Genomic DNA, 16,032 nt, shown 5'->3' with positions numbered 1-16,032 from the left:
CGTATCGCACGATCAGCTGATTTGGGACCAGCGGGGCGGCCTCTACTTGCCACGCGCCCTCTCCTCGACCTGCGCCGCCAGGATCTTCTTCACTTCCGCGACCAATTCACCTTCCGCCACCGTCACCTGCGCCGGACGTGCGGCGCGCCATTCGGCGTTGTCGGTGATTTCGGCCGACATGCGCGCGCCTTCGATCAGGTCCTTGATCTGCAGCTCGCCCTTGGCGCGCTCGTCGCCGCCTTGGATGATGGCGACCGGGCAGCCGCGCCGGTCGGCATATTTCAGCTGCGCCTTCATGCCTGCGCCGCCGAGATACATTTCGGAACGGATGCCGGCGGCGCGCAATTCGCTCACCATCTTCTGGTAGCGGCCGAGGCTTTCGGTGTCCTTGTCCATGACCAGGACGACGACCGGCGCGATCACGTCGGCGCTTTCGAGCTTGCCGAGGTTCTTCAGCGCCGTCATCAGCCTGCTGACGCCGATGGAAAAACCGGTCGCCGGCACCGGCTCGCCGCGGAAGCGCGAGACCAGGCCGTCATAGCGCCCACCACCACCGACCGAGCCGAAGCGCACGATCTGGCCGTCCTCGTTGGGGATTTCGGCCAGCAGTTCAGCCTCCAGGACGGGGCCGGTGTAGTATTCGAGGCCGCGCACCACCGAGCGGTCCATGGCGATGCGGTCTTCGCCATATCCCGCCGCCCTGACCAGCGCTTCGATGATCGCAAGTTCGCCGACGCCTTCCTGATAGGTCGCGTTCGAATTGACCATGGAATCCTGGCCGGCCTGCGCATTCCTCGCCGTTGCCTGAAGAACCGCCTCGGCTTGCCCGTTGTTCAAGCCTGCCCCCTTGGCGAAATCGCCTTCGCCTTCCTTGCCGCCATCCCAGCGCCCCGGGCCAAGCAGGAGCTTCACCCCTTCCGGCCCGAGCTTGTCCAGCTTGTCGATCGCGCGCAGCACGGTCAGTCGGCGTCCGGCGTTCTCGTCACCGCCAAGGCCGATCGCCTCCAGCACGCCGTCGAGTACCTTGCGGTTGTTGACGCGGATGACGTAGTCGCCGCGCTTGACGCCGAGCGCTTCCATGACGTCGGCCATCATCATCGCCATCTCGGCGTCTGCGGCGACGCCCGGTGTGCCGATCGTGTCGGCGTCAAACTGCATGAACTGGCGGAAGCGGCCGGGGCCGGGCTTCTCGTTGCGGAACACCCAGCCGGAGCGATAGCTGCGGTAGGGCTTTGGCAGGCGCTCGTAATTCTCGGCGACGAAACGCGCCGTCGGCGCGGTCAGGTCGTAGCGCAGCGACAGCCACTGCTCGTCATCGTCCTGGAAAGAGAACACGCCCTCGTTCGGCCGGTCCTGGTCGGGCAGGAATTTTCCGAGCGCATCGGTGTATTCGATCAGCGGCTGGTCGGCCGGTTCGAAACCGTAGAGCTCAAAGACCGAGCGGATCGTCGCCGTCATCTTTTCGACGGCGCGGATGTCCTCGGCGCTGCGGTCGGCAAAACCGCGCGGCAGCCGCGCTTTCGTCTTTTCCGATTTGTCGGCCATGAGGTGTTTTGCCCGGTGTTTCGTGATGCTTGCAGGTCAACAATGTTGCGATTTTCGCAACGCGCGTGTCCTAAACGATGAAGCGCAGAGCGGCAAGGGCGGGTGCTTCAGACCTGCTCGGGTCAAAAGAAGACAGAAGCGAACTACGGTGAAATAGAAACGCACCGAGAATGAAACAATCCCGCCATGGGCGCGGCATCGTGCCGACACAATCGGAGCCGATATGACGCATCGACACGAAGGGGTTCGGGACATGACCAGCGCAGTGAAATTCCATGCCAACGGCGATGCCGGCGAATTGCCAGCGCGGCTGCGCCCGGCCAGCACCCATGCGCCGAAACCAGTTGGCCAGGCTGTCGGGCCGTTCGATGCGCCCGCCGACACCGGCAAGGGCTCCTCCCTGCGCGACGCCCTGGTGACCGGTCTGCTGGTGATCTATCCGACGGTGGCCACGGTGGCGGCGATCGTCGCCGGACTGTTCCTGGCCAGCGTCAACGGCACCTGAAACCGCCCGCTTCGTTGGTTCCATATTTTCTTGATCGCAGGATTAGGCATGCGGCTGGGCTTATCCCCATGAACGAGGAGAAGGGAGCTACGTCGGCCGTTTGAACGCCTTGCGTTCCTTCTCCACCTGCTTGCGGCAGACACAGCCCTCTAGATGGTCGTTGACCAAGCCCATGGCTTGCATGAAGGCATAGACCGTGGTCGGGCCGACAAAACTCCAGCCGCGCTTCTTCAGTTCCTTCGAAATCCGCACCGAGACCGCCGTCGTCGGGTTGGCGCGCAGATGAGCGAGGTCGACGATTTCGGGCCGTTCCGCCTTGCCGGGTTCGAACTTCCAGAACCAGGCGGCGAGCGATCCGAACTCGTCGACCATTTCGCGGGCCCGCTTGGCGTTGTTGATGGTCGAGACGATCTTGCCGCGATGGCGGATGATGCCGGCATTGCCGAGCAGGCGTTCGACATCCTTGTCGGTGAAAGCGGCGACCTTGTCGAAATCGAAGCCGGCGAAGGCCTCGCGAAAATTCTCGCGTTTGCGCAGGATGGTCAGCCACGACAGGCCGGACTGAAACCCTTCGAGGCAGATCTTTTCGAACAGTCTGCGGTCGTCGGCCACCGGCCGGCCCCATTCATGATCATGATAGTGCAGATAGTCGGGCAGGTTGCCGTGCCAGAAGCAGCGCGCGACCCCGTCGGGGCCGGCAAGCAGGCCGGTGTTTTCATTGCTCATTGCGAAAAGTCCATCCGTTAACGCGCTCTGGCGCTGCTTTACCGTGGCTTTACCAGATTCCTGAACCCGGCGGTAACCACACCAAAAGGTTTACTGACAGAACCGCATTTTACGCATTCCGATTCATGTTTCGGTTGCTGCTTGCGCGCCAATGATCGCTGGACCGGGGAGCGTTTCCACCCGGTGTATCAGACGATCCAAGGTGCGTTCCCGATGAAGAGAGTTGTGTTTTCCGTGCTCGGCGCCGTGGCTGTGTTTGCCGGCGTCACACCCTCGGCCGCTGGCGACCGCTATGCCGACAGGCCGCCGGTGATGGTGAGCCCCGACCTTTCCGCCCCCTGGGTGCTGCAGCTCGGCAATGCGCCCGGCATTGTGCGGCAGAACCGCCAGCAGCCGCGCCTGCGCACCGCGCAACCGGCACAGCCAGACCGCGTGCAGACGGCGGCCATGCAGGCGCCGGCGAAACGCATGGTCATGCGCCCGCAGATCAACCCAATCTACCTGCCGCAGGAAGTCGCCTATGACGGCCCGCAGAAGCCGGGCACGATCGTCATCGATACCACGCAGAATTTCCTCTATCTGGTCGAGAAGAACGGCAAGGCGCGGCGCTACGGCGTCGGCACCGGCAAGCCAGGCTTCGAATGGTCGGGCACGCACAAGATCACCAACAAGCGCGAGTGGCCGGACTGGCGCCCGCCGGCGCAGATGATCAAGCGCGAAGCCGCCAAGGGCCGCTATCTGCCGACCTATCTGGCCGGCGGCATCGAGAACCCGCTCGGCGCCCGCGCGCTCTATCTCGGCACGACCGAATACCGCATCCACGGCACCAACCAGCCATGGACGATCGGCGGCGCGGTGTCGTCAGGCTGCATCCGCATGCGCAACGAGGACGTGGTCGACCTTTATGAACGGGTCAATGTCGGAACCACGGTCGAGGTGATATGATAGCCGCAGCGAATCATCTGGTCGGGAAGCACATCGTTTCCTGAAGTCGGAAGGAATAACGGGGGACGGGCCGTATGGGGATGCGGTCAGTCAAGAAGGGCAGCACGGGAAACCGCGCTGCCCTTCTTCTTTGATCGGCGTCCCGCACCTGCGACAAAGCCCGCGTCCTTGCGTCGCGCAGAAGGCATGGCGCTTCGCTTTCATGCTGCCATTTTCGATGGTCTTTTGCTATCTCGGCGCCAACGCAAGAAAAGAGTGCCAGCCATGTCCCTGCCCGACGACAGCCGCTATCTCAAGGGCGGCCCGGTTGCCCAGCGCATCATCGCCGCCGTGCGCGAGGATGCGGCGATTGCCAAGGCCGAGGGTTTTGCGCCCAAGCTGATCTCGATCACCGTCGGCGATACCGATGCCGTGGATGTCTATGTGCGCAACCAACGCGCCAAGGCGCAGCTTGCCGGCATCGATTTCGAGGAACGGCGTTTTCCCGCCACCATCACCTCGGGCGAACTGGAAGCGGCCATCCACGGGCTGAACGCCGATCCACGCGTCACCGGCATCATCATCCAGCGGCCGGTGCCCGCACATATTCCGGTCAAGACGCTGCAGGCGGCGGTGCATCCGCTCAAGGATGTCGAAGGCATGCACCCGGCCTCGATCGGCAACATCGTCTATAACCAGCTTGATCTGGCGCCCTGCACGGCGGCTGCCTCCGTCGAACTGCTCAAGGAGACCGGCCTCGACCTCAAGGGGCTGGAAGTCGTCATCGTTGGCCATTCGGAAATCGTCGGCAAGCCGATTGCCTTCCTCTTGATGAGCGAAGGCGCGACGGTCACGGTCTGCCATCACATGACGCGATCGGTCGCAGCGCATGCGCGCCGCGCCGACGCGCTGTTCGTCGCCGTGGGCAGGCCGCGACTGATCAAGGCCGACATGGTGAAGCCAGGAGCTGCCGTCATCGATATCGGCATCAATTCCGAGATCGAACCCGATGGGACGAGCCGCATCGTCGGCGACGTCGACACCGACAGTGTGAAAGACGTGGCCTCCTGGATCACGCCGGTGCCGGGCGGCGTCGGCCCGATCACGGTGGCGATCCTGCTGCGCAACACGATGGTGGCGCTCAGCCGCCAGCGCGCGCTGTACGAGTCGACCTACGGCACCGCGGACAGGCTGGCGGCAGAGTAGGCGCCGGTCCCTACTCCGCGGCGATCAGGCTCTCGTCCTGAACACCCTCCGGCCTCGGCCCGCCATAGGCCCAGTCGAGCAGTTTGATGGTGTGCACCACCGGCATGCTGGCGGCCGATGCGATCTGGGTGATGCAGCCGATATTGCCGGTGGCGACAATCGAGGCGCCCGTCGCCTCGATGTTTTTCACCTTGCGGTCGCGCAGTTTTGCCGAAATCTCGGACTGCAGGATGTTGTAGGTGCCGGCCGAGCCGCAGCACAGATGGCCCTCGCGCGGCTCGCGCACGATGAAACCGGCCTTGGCCAGCAACTCCTTCGGCTGGCGGATGATCTTCTGGCCGTGCTGCATCGAACAGGCGGAGTGATAGGCGACGACCGTGCCCGGCTTGCGCACCGGCTCGGGCATGTCGAAAGCGGCCAGATATTCAGTGATGTCCTTGGCCAGCGCCGAGACGCGCGCGGCCTTGCCGGCATAGGCCGGATCGAGCCGCAGCATGAAGCCATAATCCTTGATCGTCGTGCCGCAACCGGACGCGGTGATGATGATGGCGTCGAGCCCGCCCTGGTCCATGGCGCGTGTCCAGGCATCGACATTCTGTCTTGCCGAGGAAAGTGCGGCCTCTTCGTGCCCCATATGATGGACCAATGCGCCGCAGCAGCCTTCGCCCGGTGGCACCACGACCTCGACGCCGAGGCGCGTCAGCAGCGAAATCGTCGTGTCGTTGATGGCGGGATCGAGCACCGACTGCGCGCAGCCGGTGAGAATGGCGACGCGACCCTTTTTGGCCCCCTGCCCGGCATGGACGCCCGGCGAGGCCATCGGCGAGGCCGCCGGGATTGAAGCCGGCGCGAGCTTGAGCATGGCGGCGAGTGGCTTTAGTGCCGGGATCTTCTCGAACAGGCCGATGAAGGGCTTGCCGAGTTTCGCCAGCTTGAGCGCGGCGCGAAAACGTTGGGGATAAGGCAGCACGAAGGCCAGCATGGCGCGAGTCAGGCGGTCTAGCAGCGGCCTGCTATAGGTCTCCTGGATGTGGGCGCGGGCGTGATCGACCAGGTGCATGTAGTTGACGCCCGAAGGGCATGTGGTCATGCAGGCAAGGCACGACAGGCAGCGGTCGATATGGGTGACGATCTCCTTGTCGGCCGGACGGCCGTTCTCCAGCATGTCCTTGATCAGGTAGATGCGCCCGCGCGGTGAATCGAGCTCGTTGCCGAGCGTCACATAAGTCGGGCAAGTGGCGGTGCAGAAGCCGCAATGCACGCATTTGCGCAGGATCTTTTCCGATTCCGCGACATGCGGGTCGGCGAGCTGATCGGATGAGAAATTCGTCTGCATCGCTGATGTCCTAGGCCATGCGGCCGGGATTGAGGATGTTCTTCGGGTCGAATTCCTGCTTCAGCCGCTGGCTGAGCGCTGCCAGCGCCGGCGGCTGCGGCTCGAACACCGGCAGCGCGGCGCGATGGGCGGGGACGGCGCGCACCAGCGTCGCATGGCCGCCGCCATGTTTTCGCAACAGCCCGCGCAGCAGAGCGGCTTCCGGATCGCCCTCCTCCATACGCAACCACACCAGCCCGCCCTGCCAGTCATAGAAGGCGCTGACGGCCGCCTGCATGCGCAAGGTCAGCACCATCTGGTGGCCCTGGGAAGGTGTCATCGACACGCGCCAGACCGGTTTTTCGCTGCTGTCGGCGAAAGGCCTGATATCGCGCACGTCGCGCCAGATCAGCCGCGAAGCCTCGCCGGCAATCTCCTCCAGCGGTCCGGCCTTGCCGAGCAGCATCTTCAGCGCGGCGATGCGATAGGCGACGGACGGGCCAAAACCTTCGACGCGCAGCAGCGTGGCAGCGTCGCTGCCGAGCGCGCCGCCGGCTACGCGCGCGGCGATCCGCTCCGGCAGATGGGCGGCACTCGACACTTCCGCGCTGGAGCCGAGTGCCAGCGCCATGGCGCTCGCCGCGGCGTCGTCAAGCAGGCCACGGACCGCGAGCGTCACCTCGGTCTCGGCGGCAGGAAGCACCTTGAAGGTGACGTCGGTGAAAACGGCCAGCGTGCCCCAGCTGTTGGCCATCAGCTTCGACATGTCATAGCCGGTGACATTCTTGACCACGCGTCCGCCGGACTTGAAAGCTTCGCCCCGGCCGGACACGACGTTGATGCCGAGGATATGATCGCGCGCCCCGCCCGCCTTTAGCCGGCGCGGACCGGAGAGGTTGGCGGCAAGCACGCCGCCGATCGTGCCCTTGCCCGGTTCGCCGGCGAGCAGCGGGCCGTAGTCCATCGGCTCGAAGGCGAGCTGCTGGCCGTTGTCCGCCAGCAGCTTTTCGATCTCGGCCAAAGGCGTGCCGGCCTTGGCCGACAGCACCAGTTCGGCGGGTTCATAAAGAGTGACGCCGGTGAGTTTCGACAGGTCGAGCGTGTGCTCGGTCTGCAACGGACGGCCGATGCCGCGCTTGGAGCCATGGCCGATAATTTCGAGCGGCGTCCCTTCTGCCACCGCCCAGGCAATGGTGGACAGGACTTCGCCTGACGTTTTCGGGGTGAAAGTCGTCAAAGCCTGTGCTCCCTGAGCTTCTCGAGCACGGCTTCGCCCCTTGGCGACAGCCGGTAACCGATCTCGAGGCTCTCGGTGAGCCCGAGTTCCTTGAGCTTGCGGACATCCTGCTTGAATTTCGGCGTCTCGACGCCGGCCTTGGCCGCCAGGTCCGCCGCCCGCACTTCCGGATGGGCGCCGATTACCCGCAGGATCGACGGGAAATAGCCAGGCGCCGCATTGTCCCAGCGGGCAAAGCGCAGGGTCAGGACGTGCCAATCCGCATCTGACAGCGAGGCCTCGCCGCGCAAGGCAACCCGCTCGTCGGGCTCAAGACCGGTGAGTTCGATGCGATAGACCGGGGTGCCGTCATCAGGCCCAAGCATCTCCCGCAGCGCCGCGAGTGTCGGAAAGCCAGCCGCGCTCGCGTCCTTTTCCGTCAGTGCGGACATCTCCACGACCGTGATATCGCCGATCAGCACGACGCCCGACGCCGTTCTCACCCGCCCGCCAGCCCTGACCGTCGGCCGCCGCCAGCGGCGAAAGGCGAGCGTCGCTTCGCCCGACACAATGGCCGCAAGGGTCTGGTCCCGGAACAGCATCCTCTCAAAACCTCGGAATATCCGGAAACGCCACTTGCCCGCGATGCACATGCATCCTTCCCAGCTCCGCACACCGGCGCAGTTGCGGGAACACCTTTCCCGGGTTGAGCAGGTGATTGGGGTCGAAGGCGCATTTGACGCGCATCTGCTGGTCGAGATCGACCTGGTTGAACATTTCCGGCATCAGGTCGCGCTTCTCGACCCCGACCCCATGTTCCCCCGTCAGCACGCCCCCGACCTTGACGCAGAGGCGCAATATGTCGGCGCCAAAACTTTCGGCCTTGTCGAGTTCGCCGGGAACATTGGCATCGTAGAGGATCAGCGGATGCAGATTGCCGTCGCCGGCGTGAAAGACATTGGCGACGCCGAGACCGTATTTTTCCGACAGCTCGCGCATGCCGGCGAGCACGCGCGGCAGTTCCTTGCGGGGGATTGTGCCGTCCATGCAGTAATAGTCGGGTGAGATGCGACCGACCGCCGGGAAGGCCGCCTTGCGGCCGGCCCAGAAGCTCAGCCGCTCCTGCTCGGATTGCGAGATGCGACAGGTGGTTGAGCCGTTGCTTATGGCGATCGCCTCGACAGCGGTGATGAGGTGATCGACCTCGACGCCCGGCCCGTCGAGCTCGACGATCAGCAACGCCTCGACATCGAGGGGATAGCCAGCGTGGACGAAATCCTCCGCCGCGTGGATCGCCGGCCGGTCCATCATTTCCATGCCGCCGGGAATGATGCCGGCGCCGATAATGTCGGCGACGCACTGGCCGCCCTGCTCGCTGGTCGGAAAGCCGATCAGCAGCGCGCGCGCCGTCTCCGGCTTCTTCAATATGCGGACCGTGACTTCGGTGACGACGCCGAGCAGGCCTTCGGAACCGGTCATCACGCCAAGCAGATCATAGCCCTCGGCATCGAGATGGCTGCCGCCGAGCCGCACCACCTCGCCATTCATCAGCACCATCTCGATGCCGAGCACATTGTTGGCGGTGAGGCCATATTTCAGGCAGTGCACGCCGCCTGAATTCTCCGCGACATTGCCGCCGATCGAGCAGGCGATCTGGGAGGATGGATCGGGGGCGTAGTAACAGCCCTCCTGCTCGACGGCGGTGGTGATGCCGAGATTGGTGACGCCCGGCTGGGCGACGACGATGCGATTTGGAAAATCGATCGCAAGGATGCGGTTGAAGCGGCTCATCACCAGAAGCACCGCGTCTTCCAGCGGCAGCGCGCCACCCGACAGCGAGGTGCCGGAACCGCGCGGCACGACGCGGATGTTGCGGTCGTTGCAGTATTTCAGCAGGCGGGAGACCTGCGCCACCGTCTCGGGCAGAACGACGACCAGCGGCAATTGCCGATAGGCGGTCAGGCCATCGCTCTCGAAGGCGCGCATGGCATTGGCCGCGTCGACCACACCCTCGCCCGGCACGATGATGCGCATGTCGGCGACGATCTCGTCGCGCCGGCGCATCGTGGCGTCGTCAGGTTTCGGCATGGCCAGGCCGGACATCAGCAGCCTCATTTTGCTTGACTGGTCAAAATCTTTTACCAGTGAAGCGCGCTGGTTGCAAATGCCGTGGTGGCGGAGCCCACGTTCACGAGACGAGAGAGAACCTTCCGCAGCGGCAATCTGCCGCTGTCTTACCCTCCCTCTTGTGGGGAGGGTCGTGAACGAAGTGAGCGGGGTGGGGGCAGCGCGGCGCTTATGAAGACCCCCACCCCGGCTCACGATCTTTGCTTCGCTACGATCATGAGCCGACCCTCCCCGCAAGTTGGAGCGTAGGGCTGCCGCTATTCGCCGGGGTGCTTGGCCGGCTCGGAATGCATGCGGCGCACGCGACGCACGCCCCACCAGACCAGCAGGATGGCGACCGGCACCGAGGCAGCGGTGACGACTTCCGGCGCGAAAGCATGGCCGAAGATCGAGGCGCCCTTGGCGACATAACCGATGAGGCCGACGACGTAATAGGAGACGGCGGCCACCGAGAGTCCTTCGACGGTCTGCTGCAGGCGCAGCTGCAGCCGCGCGCGGTTGTTCATCGAGGCGAGCAGATCGCGGTTCTGCTTCTCGACCTCGACATCGACCCAGGTGCGCAGCAGCGTCGTGGCGCGGGTCAATTTGCGCGACAAATTGGCCTGCCGCTCCTCGACCGACCGGCAGGTGCGCATGGCAGGTGCGACCCGGCGCTGCAGGAACCCGCCCCAGGTGTCGTAGCCTGGCACGGCCTCTTCCTCGAGCGCTTCCAGCCGCTCGACGACGATGCCGTCATAGGCGCGGCTGGCGCCGAAGCGGTAGAGGCTGGAGGCAGCGTCGGCCTCCAGTTCGGCGGCAAGTTCGGTCAGGTCGGCGAGCAAAGTCTGGCTGTCACGGGTCTCGGCAACCTTCATTTCCAGCGTGGTCTGGGCGAGCCTGTCCTCGATGCGGCGGGCGCGGCCGGACAAGGTCAGCGCCAGCGGCAGGCCGAGCATGGCGAGCGTCCGGTAGGTTTCGATGTCGATCAGCCGCTGCGACAGCGCCCCGGTGCGCGCCGGCGTCAGGCCGCGGTCAAGCACTAATATGCGGGTCATGCCGTCGCCATCCTGACGGAAATCCGTGACGATGGCCGCATTGCCGCGCTCGACCAGCGAGTAGCACAGGCTGGTCGGATCGAAAGCGGCGATCAGCCGCTCGCTCGCCTGCGTCCATTTGCGGATCTCGAGCCGGATACCCGAAATGACGGTGCCCGGCGGCGAAAAGCCGTTACCGAAGGGTGTGTCCTCCTGCGCCCTGCCGCTTTCGGAAAGCGGACCTTCCCACAGATAGGTCGAGAACTCCGTATGCCGTTCCCAGCGCAGCGAGCCCTTGCCCCATTTCATGGCGTGATGGCGGGCCTGACGGTCGGGCGCGGCGATGCCAAGACGCCGCGACAGTTCGGAAAGCACGGCATGGTCGACGCCGGAGCCACCCTCGGTCATGAAGGCGAGTTGCATCAGGACGCGCGGCTTTTCGATGAGCGGATGGGGCCTGGCATGGACCTCTCCCAGCGCGCCGGGCCGGCCCTCATGCGCGGGGAAACCCATGACGCTGCCCTTGGCGCGCGGCTGGAATTCGAGATTGGACGGGTCGTCTGACACGGCTTGTCCCCCGGGGTTCTCTAGACCCTCTTGCAGTCGCGTCCTCTAGAGCCAATAGGCTGACGACGCAAACAACAAGTTTAGCCGGAGATGATATTGCGCCGGACGGCGAAACCGACACGTTTCGACCAATTGGATAAATAATTTGACCAGTTGGCGACGCAGGCTTTATCCTGCGCGACACCGGTTCAATTCCCAGGCACAACTGTTGAGCGATATTTTTTCCAGGATCGAGCATTCGCGCACCGCCGACGAGGTGGTGCAGCAGATCGAAAGCCTCATCCTCGAAGGCGTGCTGCGCACCGGCGACCGGCTGCCGGGCGAGCGCGAACTGGCACGCCAGTTCGACGTATCGCGGCCGATCCTGCGCGACGCGCTGAAGGCGCTGGAAGGGCGCGGGCTGCTGACGACCAAGGCAGGCGGCGGCACGCATGTCGCCGACATCATCGGCCAGCTGTTCACCAAGCCGGTGGCCGACCTGATCTCGATGCATCGCAAGGCGGTGACCGATTATCTGGAATACCGCCGCGAGATCGAAGGCATAGCCGCCGAATACGCGGCGCGGCGCGCCACCCCGGAAGACCTGGCGCTGCTCGACCGCATCATGGCGCGCATGGACGAGGCGCATCGCACCGGCGATTTCGACGACGAGGCCGAGATCGACGTCGAGTTCCATCAAGCGATCTGCGAATGCGCGCACAACATCCTGCTTCTGCACACGCTGCGCTCCTGCTACCGGCTTTTGTCGGAAGGCGTGTTCCAGAACCGGCTGCTGGTCTTCACCGTGCCTGGCGCGCGCGAGGCGCTGCTGGCGCAGCACAAGGCAATCCACGCCGCGGTCAAGGCCGGCGATCCCAACGCTGCCCGGCACGCGGCAATGGACCACATGACCTATGTCGAGCGGTCGATGGCCGAAGCCGAGCGCAGTGGCGACTGGCAACGCGTGTCACGGCTGCGGCTGCGGCAGCGTTCGGAAGCCGGCGATACCGAACCGGCGCGCAGACGCTCCTAGTAGTACGATCAAGCGGGGACCATCATGAGCGACATTCTCACTATCGCGGACCTCAAGGATCTCGCCCGCCGGCGCGTGCCCAAGATGTTCTTCGACTATGCCGATTCCGGCGCCTGGACCGAGAGCACCTATCGGGCCAACGAGGAAGACTTCCAGAAGATCAAGTTCCGCCAGCGCGTGATGGTCGACATGAGCAACCGCTCGCTGGAATCGACCATGATCGGCCAGAAAGTGTCAATGCCGGTGGCGCTGGCGCCCACCGGCCTGACCGGCATGCAGCACGCCGATGGCGAGATGCTGGCGGCGCAGGCGGCCGAGGAATTCGGCGTGCCTTTCACCCTGTCGACGATGAGCATCTGCTCGATCGAGGATGTCGCCTCGGCGACGACGAAACCGTTCTGGTTCCAGCTCTATGTGCTGCGCGACAAGGATTTCGTGCTCGATTTGATCGACCGCGCCAAGGCGGCGAAATGCTCGGCGCTGGTGCTGACGCTCGACCTGCAGATCCTCGGCCAACGCCACAAGGACGTGCGCAACGGGCTTTCGGCGCCGCCCAAGATGACGCTGGCCAACATCATCGACCTGGCCAGCAAGCCGCGCTGGTGCCTGGGTATCGCCGGCACCAAGCGCCGCACGTTCCGCAACATCGTCGGCCATGCCAAGGGTGTCGGCGACGTCTCTTCGCTGTCGTCCTGGACAAACGAGCAGTTCGACCCGCAGCTGTCGTGGAAGGATGTCGCCTGGATCAAGGAACGCTGGGGCGGCAAGCTGATCCTCAAAGGTCTCCTCGACAAGGAGGACGCGCTGATGGCGGCCAAGACCGGCGCCGACGCGATCGTGGTTTCCAACCATGGCGGGCGCCAGCTCGACGGCGCATCGTCCTCGATCATGGCGCTGGAAGAAATCGCGGACGCGGTCGGCGACAGAATAGAAGTGCATATGGACGGCGGCATCCGCTCCGGCCAGGATGTGCTGAAAGCGCTCTGTCTCGGCGCCAAGGGCACCTATATCGGCCGCCCATTCCTTTACGGCCTGGGCGCGCTCGGCAAGGAAGGGGTTACCAAAGCGTTGGAAATCATCCGCAAGGAGATGGACATCACGCTGGCTCTGTGCGGAAAACGTCTGGTCACCGACATGGGCAAGGACCAGCTCCGGCGCTAGGGTCGGGTGACAGCCTGACCACGGAGACCACGACGCGTTGGCGGAACCCGGCATCCATTTTCTCGACGCGCATGGGCCGGAGGGTGTGCGACTTTATGCAATCGGCGACGTGCATGGCCGGCTCGACCTGCTGGCAGCCATGCACCAGCGCATCGAGAGCGAGCTGGAGTGGAAACCGGTTCGCGACTGGCGGGTGATCCATCTCGGCGACTATGTCGACCGCGGACCGGACTCCAAGGGCGTCATCGATTTCCTGATCGCGGCGCGCGAACGCGATCCGCGCCATCTGATGCTGGCGGGCAACCACGACATCGGCTTTCTCGATTTCCTCAGGACCCCCGACCCGGAAGGGCTTTTCATGCGCTATGGCGGCGTCCAGACGGCGTTGTCCTATGGTGTATCGCTCACCAACGACGCCAGTTGGTTCGGCAAGATGGAGACAATGAGACGCGGACATCAGGCCCTGCTCGAGGCGATGCCGCCGGGCCATGTCGATTTCCTGCGCTCGCTGCCGTTTTCGTTAACGTTCGGCGACTTCTACTTCTGCCATGCCGGCATCAGGCCAGGCATTCCGCTGGACAAGCAGAACCCGCAGGACCTGATCTGGATCCGCGACGTTTTCCACGATCACACCGGCCTGTTCTCAAAAATCGTGGTGCACGGCCACACACCCGTCCCCGAGGCCGAAGTGATGGCCAACCGCGTCAATGTCGACACGCTTGCCTGGCAATCAGGCATGCTGACCGCCCTCGTCGTCGACGGGATCGACAAACGCATCCTGGAAATGGCTATAAAGGGAGCTTGAGCCCAGCTACGTCGCAGGGATGCGTCGCGAGAGGGCCGGCTTTTTTAGCGAAGCGAGGCGGTGACGCCGTAGCCGTCGACGGCGTTGTGGTTGTTGGCGGCATCGGCGGAATAGATGCCGAGACCGCACAGCACGATGGCGGACAACATGGCAAAGGACAGAAGCGCTGCTTTCACGGACGTCATCTCTTGTTGAGCTTCCTGCATCTGTGCACCAGGCGGTTACCAATGCGTTGAAACGGAGAATTCGCTTCAAAGTTTCGACGATTTCGCGCTTCTAGGCGCGTTCTGTATCGGAGGTGTGTCGCACGGGTCACACAAAAGGTTCATCCCGGTTGCACAGCCGATGCAGAGCGCGCGCCTTCTAGGATGGCGGTCGGACACAAGCCAAGGATGAAAGGGGTTTTCCCCAGCCGGTTTCACGGCTGCGTGCCAATTATGTCACGCGGAGCGCCAGGGGCAGACTCTTAGATCGTGTAGATCGTGGCTACCCAGGCGCGGGCAATCGCCATGCCGGCGGCATCGGCGTCGGGTCCGTTAAGGGCCATTTCGCCATCGAGCTTGTCGGCCCAATCGGGATGCCGCGAAGCGATGGTCGACGCGAAGGAGGTACTCCAGTCCTTCACCATCGGCCGGTCGGCCTCGAAATGGAACTGGAAGCCATAGATGGCGCGGCCGACACGGAACGCCTGGTTTTCGGCGACTTCGTTGCCGGCCAGCCGCACGGCGTCTTGCGGCAGTTCGAACGTGTCGTCGTGCCACTGGAAGATCGGGAACTTTTCCGGCAGGGCGCCCAGCACCGGATCGGCCTTGGCGTCCGGCGTCAGCGACACGCCGCGCCAGCCGAACTCGTTGGCGCCGCCGATGCGGTTCTCGCCGCCGAAGGCACGGGCGACCAATTGGCTGCCAAGGCAGATGCCGAGCACGGCACGGTCCTTGCCGGCAAAATCGCGGGTGAGTTCGAGCAGTGCGGGGAAATAGGGATACTCATCATCGGCCAGCGCATTCTGGCCGCCGCCGAGCACCACCATCGCATCGTGCCCGTTCGCATCTTCGGGAAGGGGATCACCCTTGTAAGGAAGGCGCACGTCGAGATCGGCGCCGGCTTCCGCAAGGGCGGCACCGACCTGGCCGAGGCCGGTATTGTCGTAGTTCTGGACCACCAGCACCCGCATCGCAAAACCCTGCTGACATGAAAAGGATGTCACGAGCGATATCATGCCGCCCGCATTGCAGCCAAGATCGTATTCTGGGAGAGAACTATGCCACTGCAGAACCGGGTCGATCCGTTCGGCGCCATCCACGCCGTGCCCGAGCGCGGGCTGTTCACCGGCAATCGCGGCATCATCCACGATCCCGCGACCAAGACGCTGCTGAGGAAGCGCTGGGCCCTTCAGGCCTGGATCATCTGCATATGCCAATTCCGCAATGTCCGGCGCGAGCCGATGGGCCGTAACAGGCCGGGAGGCAAGGTCAGCTGGACCGAGTTGTTCTTCCTCGACGAGGTGACGGCGCTGGCCGCCGGTCATCGGCCCTGCTTCTTTTGCCAGCGCGAACGGGCCAGGGATTTTGTCGGCCGCTTCGGCGAAGCCTTCGGCATTGCCGAGCCCCGCGCGCCACAGGTCGACAAAAGGCTGCACAAGGAGCGGCTGGCGTCGGGTGGCAGACGCCCTGCTGTGGCGATGCATGAGGTGTCCAGCCTGCCCGACGGCGCGGTGGTGGGCACCGGCGGTAACGCCTATGCCGTGCGTCACGGCAAGGCGTTGCGTTGGTCCTTCGCCGGATATGGCCCACCCGCCGGTCTTGGCCAGCTGGAAGACAAGGCGCTTATGCTGCTGACCCCCGGGACAACGCTTGCCGTCCTGAGGCATGGCTTTCGTCCGGTGTGGCATCCGTCGGCCGAGGGTTGAC

General features: G+C 64.3%; 16 protein-coding genes. 7 read left to right on the top strand and 9 right to left on the bottom strand.

The window, feature by feature from the left end; genetic code table 11:
• Positions 1 to 42 precede the first annotated feature (42 nt).
• A complete protein-coding gene (hisS, locus tag CK226_RS04105; RefSeq protein ID WP_095791120.1) occupies positions 43 to 1,545 on the bottom strand; it encodes a histidine--tRNA ligase in 1,503 nt (500 codons plus the stop codon).
• 253 nt (positions 1,546 to 1,798) lie between these two features.
• On the opposite strand from hisS, the gene CK226_RS04100 reads away from it, so the two are divergent.
• Positions 1,799 to 2,050 (top strand): hypothetical protein, encoded by a 252-nt coding sequence (locus CK226_RS04100; RefSeq protein WP_095791119.1) that lies wholly within the window; start codon positions 1,799 to 1,801, stop codon positions 2,048 to 2,050.
• An 87-nt stretch (positions 2,051 to 2,137) separates the two neighbouring features.
• Here the strand turns inward: CK226_RS04100 and CK226_RS04095 are convergent, their stop codons facing one another.
• On the bottom strand, positions 2,138 to 2,776 hold the full coding sequence (locus CK226_RS04095) for a DNA-3-methyladenine glycosylase I (protein WP_095786844.1): 639 nt from the start codon (positions 2,774 to 2,776) through the stop codon (positions 2,138 to 2,140).
• Between the two features lie 213 nt (positions 2,777 to 2,989).
• Between CK226_RS04095 and CK226_RS04090 the strand changes: the two genes are divergently transcribed.
• The gene (locus CK226_RS04090; protein ID WP_095791423.1) at positions 2,990 to 3,721 is read left to right on the top strand and encodes a L,D-transpeptidase; all 732 of its coding nucleotides are present in this window, start codon (positions 2,990 to 2,992) and stop codon (positions 3,719 to 3,721) included.
• A 264-nt stretch (positions 3,722 to 3,985) separates the two neighbouring features.
• Entirely contained in the window at positions 3,986 to 4,906 is a 921-nt protein-coding gene (locus tag CK226_RS04085; RefSeq protein WP_095771341.1) for a bifunctional 5,10-methylenetetrahydrofolate dehydrogenase/5,10-methenyltetrahydrofolate cyclohydrolase, read from the top strand.
• Positions 4,907 to 4,916: 10 nt separating this feature from the next.
• On the opposite strand, the gene glcF is transcribed toward CK226_RS04085, so the two are convergent.
• The 5 genes from glcF to CK226_RS04060 form a co-directional block, all read right to left on the bottom strand.
• Positions 4,917 to 6,242 (bottom strand): glycolate oxidase subunit GlcF, encoded by a 1,326-nt coding sequence (glcF, locus tag CK226_RS04080; RefSeq protein WP_095791118.1) that lies wholly within the window; start codon positions 6,240 to 6,242, stop codon positions 4,917 to 4,919.
• Between the two features lie 10 nt (positions 6,243 to 6,252).
• On the bottom strand, positions 6,253 to 7,458 hold the full coding sequence (gene glcE, locus CK226_RS04075) for a glycolate oxidase subunit GlcE (protein WP_095786848.1): 1,206 nt from the start codon (positions 7,456 to 7,458) through the stop codon (positions 6,253 to 6,255).
• Entirely contained in the window at positions 7,455 to 8,039 is a 585-nt protein-coding gene (locus CK226_RS04070) for a hypothetical protein (RefSeq protein WP_095791117.1), read from the bottom strand. The genes glcE and CK226_RS04070 overlap by 4 nt, the downstream gene beginning before the upstream one ends.
• 4 nt (positions 8,040 to 8,043) lie before the next feature.
• Positions 8,044 to 9,540 (bottom strand): FAD-linked oxidase C-terminal domain-containing protein, encoded by a 1,497-nt coding sequence (locus tag CK226_RS04065; protein ID WP_095791422.1) that lies wholly within the window; start codon positions 9,538 to 9,540, stop codon positions 8,044 to 8,046.
• 281 nt (positions 9,541 to 9,821) lie between these two features.
• The gene (locus tag CK226_RS04060) at positions 9,822 to 11,144 is read right to left on the bottom strand and encodes a DUF3422 family protein (RefSeq protein ID WP_095771345.1); all 1,323 of its coding nucleotides are present in this window, start codon (positions 11,142 to 11,144) and stop codon (positions 9,822 to 9,824) included.
• A gap of 208 nt (positions 11,145 to 11,352) precedes the next feature.
• Here CK226_RS04060 and CK226_RS04055 point away from each other — a divergent pair, with 208 nt between their 5' ends.
• Genes CK226_RS04055 through CK226_RS04045 form a run of 3 tightly spaced genes read left to right on the top strand, consistent with a single transcriptional unit; the run spans position 11,353 to position 14,122 of the window.
• The gene (locus CK226_RS04055) at positions 11,353 to 12,156 is read left to right on the top strand and encodes an FCD domain-containing protein (RefSeq protein WP_010914418.1); all 804 of its coding nucleotides are present in this window, start codon (positions 11,353 to 11,355) and stop codon (positions 12,154 to 12,156) included.
• A 24-nt stretch (positions 12,157 to 12,180) separates the two neighbouring features.
• Positions 12,181 to 13,317, top strand: coding sequence for an alpha-hydroxy acid oxidase (locus CK226_RS04050; RefSeq protein ID WP_095791116.1), 1,137 nt, complete (start codon positions 12,181 to 12,183; stop codon positions 13,315 to 13,317).
• Positions 13,318 to 13,354: 37 nt separating this feature from the next.
• Positions 13,355 to 14,122: a metallophosphoesterase family protein gene (locus CK226_RS04045; protein WP_095791115.1), complete on the top strand. Its 768-nt coding sequence runs from the start codon at positions 13,355 to 13,357 to the stop codon at positions 14,120 to 14,122.
• 44 nt (positions 14,123 to 14,166) lie between these two features.
• On the opposite strand, the gene CK226_RS04040 is transcribed toward CK226_RS04045, so the two are convergent.
• Together CK226_RS04040 and CK226_RS04035 are read right to left on the bottom strand one after the other, a co-directional pair.
• Entirely contained in the window at positions 14,167 to 14,307 is a 141-nt protein-coding gene (locus tag CK226_RS04040) for a hypothetical protein (RefSeq protein ID WP_162034344.1), read from the bottom strand.
• A gap of 281 nt (positions 14,308 to 14,588) precedes the next feature.
• Positions 14,589 to 15,296: a type 1 glutamine amidotransferase gene (locus CK226_RS04035; protein ID WP_095791114.1), complete on the bottom strand. Its 708-nt coding sequence runs from the start codon at positions 15,294 to 15,296 to the stop codon at positions 14,589 to 14,591.
• A gap of 87 nt (positions 15,297 to 15,383) precedes the next feature.
• Here CK226_RS04035 and CK226_RS04030 point away from each other — a divergent pair, with 87 nt between their 5' ends.
• Entirely contained in the window at positions 15,384 to 16,031 is a 648-nt protein-coding gene (locus tag CK226_RS04030; RefSeq protein ID WP_095791113.1) for a hypothetical protein, read from the top strand.
• Position 16,032: the final 1 nt, after the last annotated feature.

This window comes from Mesorhizobium sp. WSM4311, assembly GCF_002295115.1.
In the GTDB taxonomy this organism is placed as follows: domain Bacteria; phylum Pseudomonadota; class Alphaproteobacteria; order Rhizobiales; family Rhizobiaceae; genus Mesorhizobium.
The sequence above is the reverse complement of the archived record's forward strand: the minus strand, read 5'-3'. Positions and strand labels throughout refer to the sequence as shown.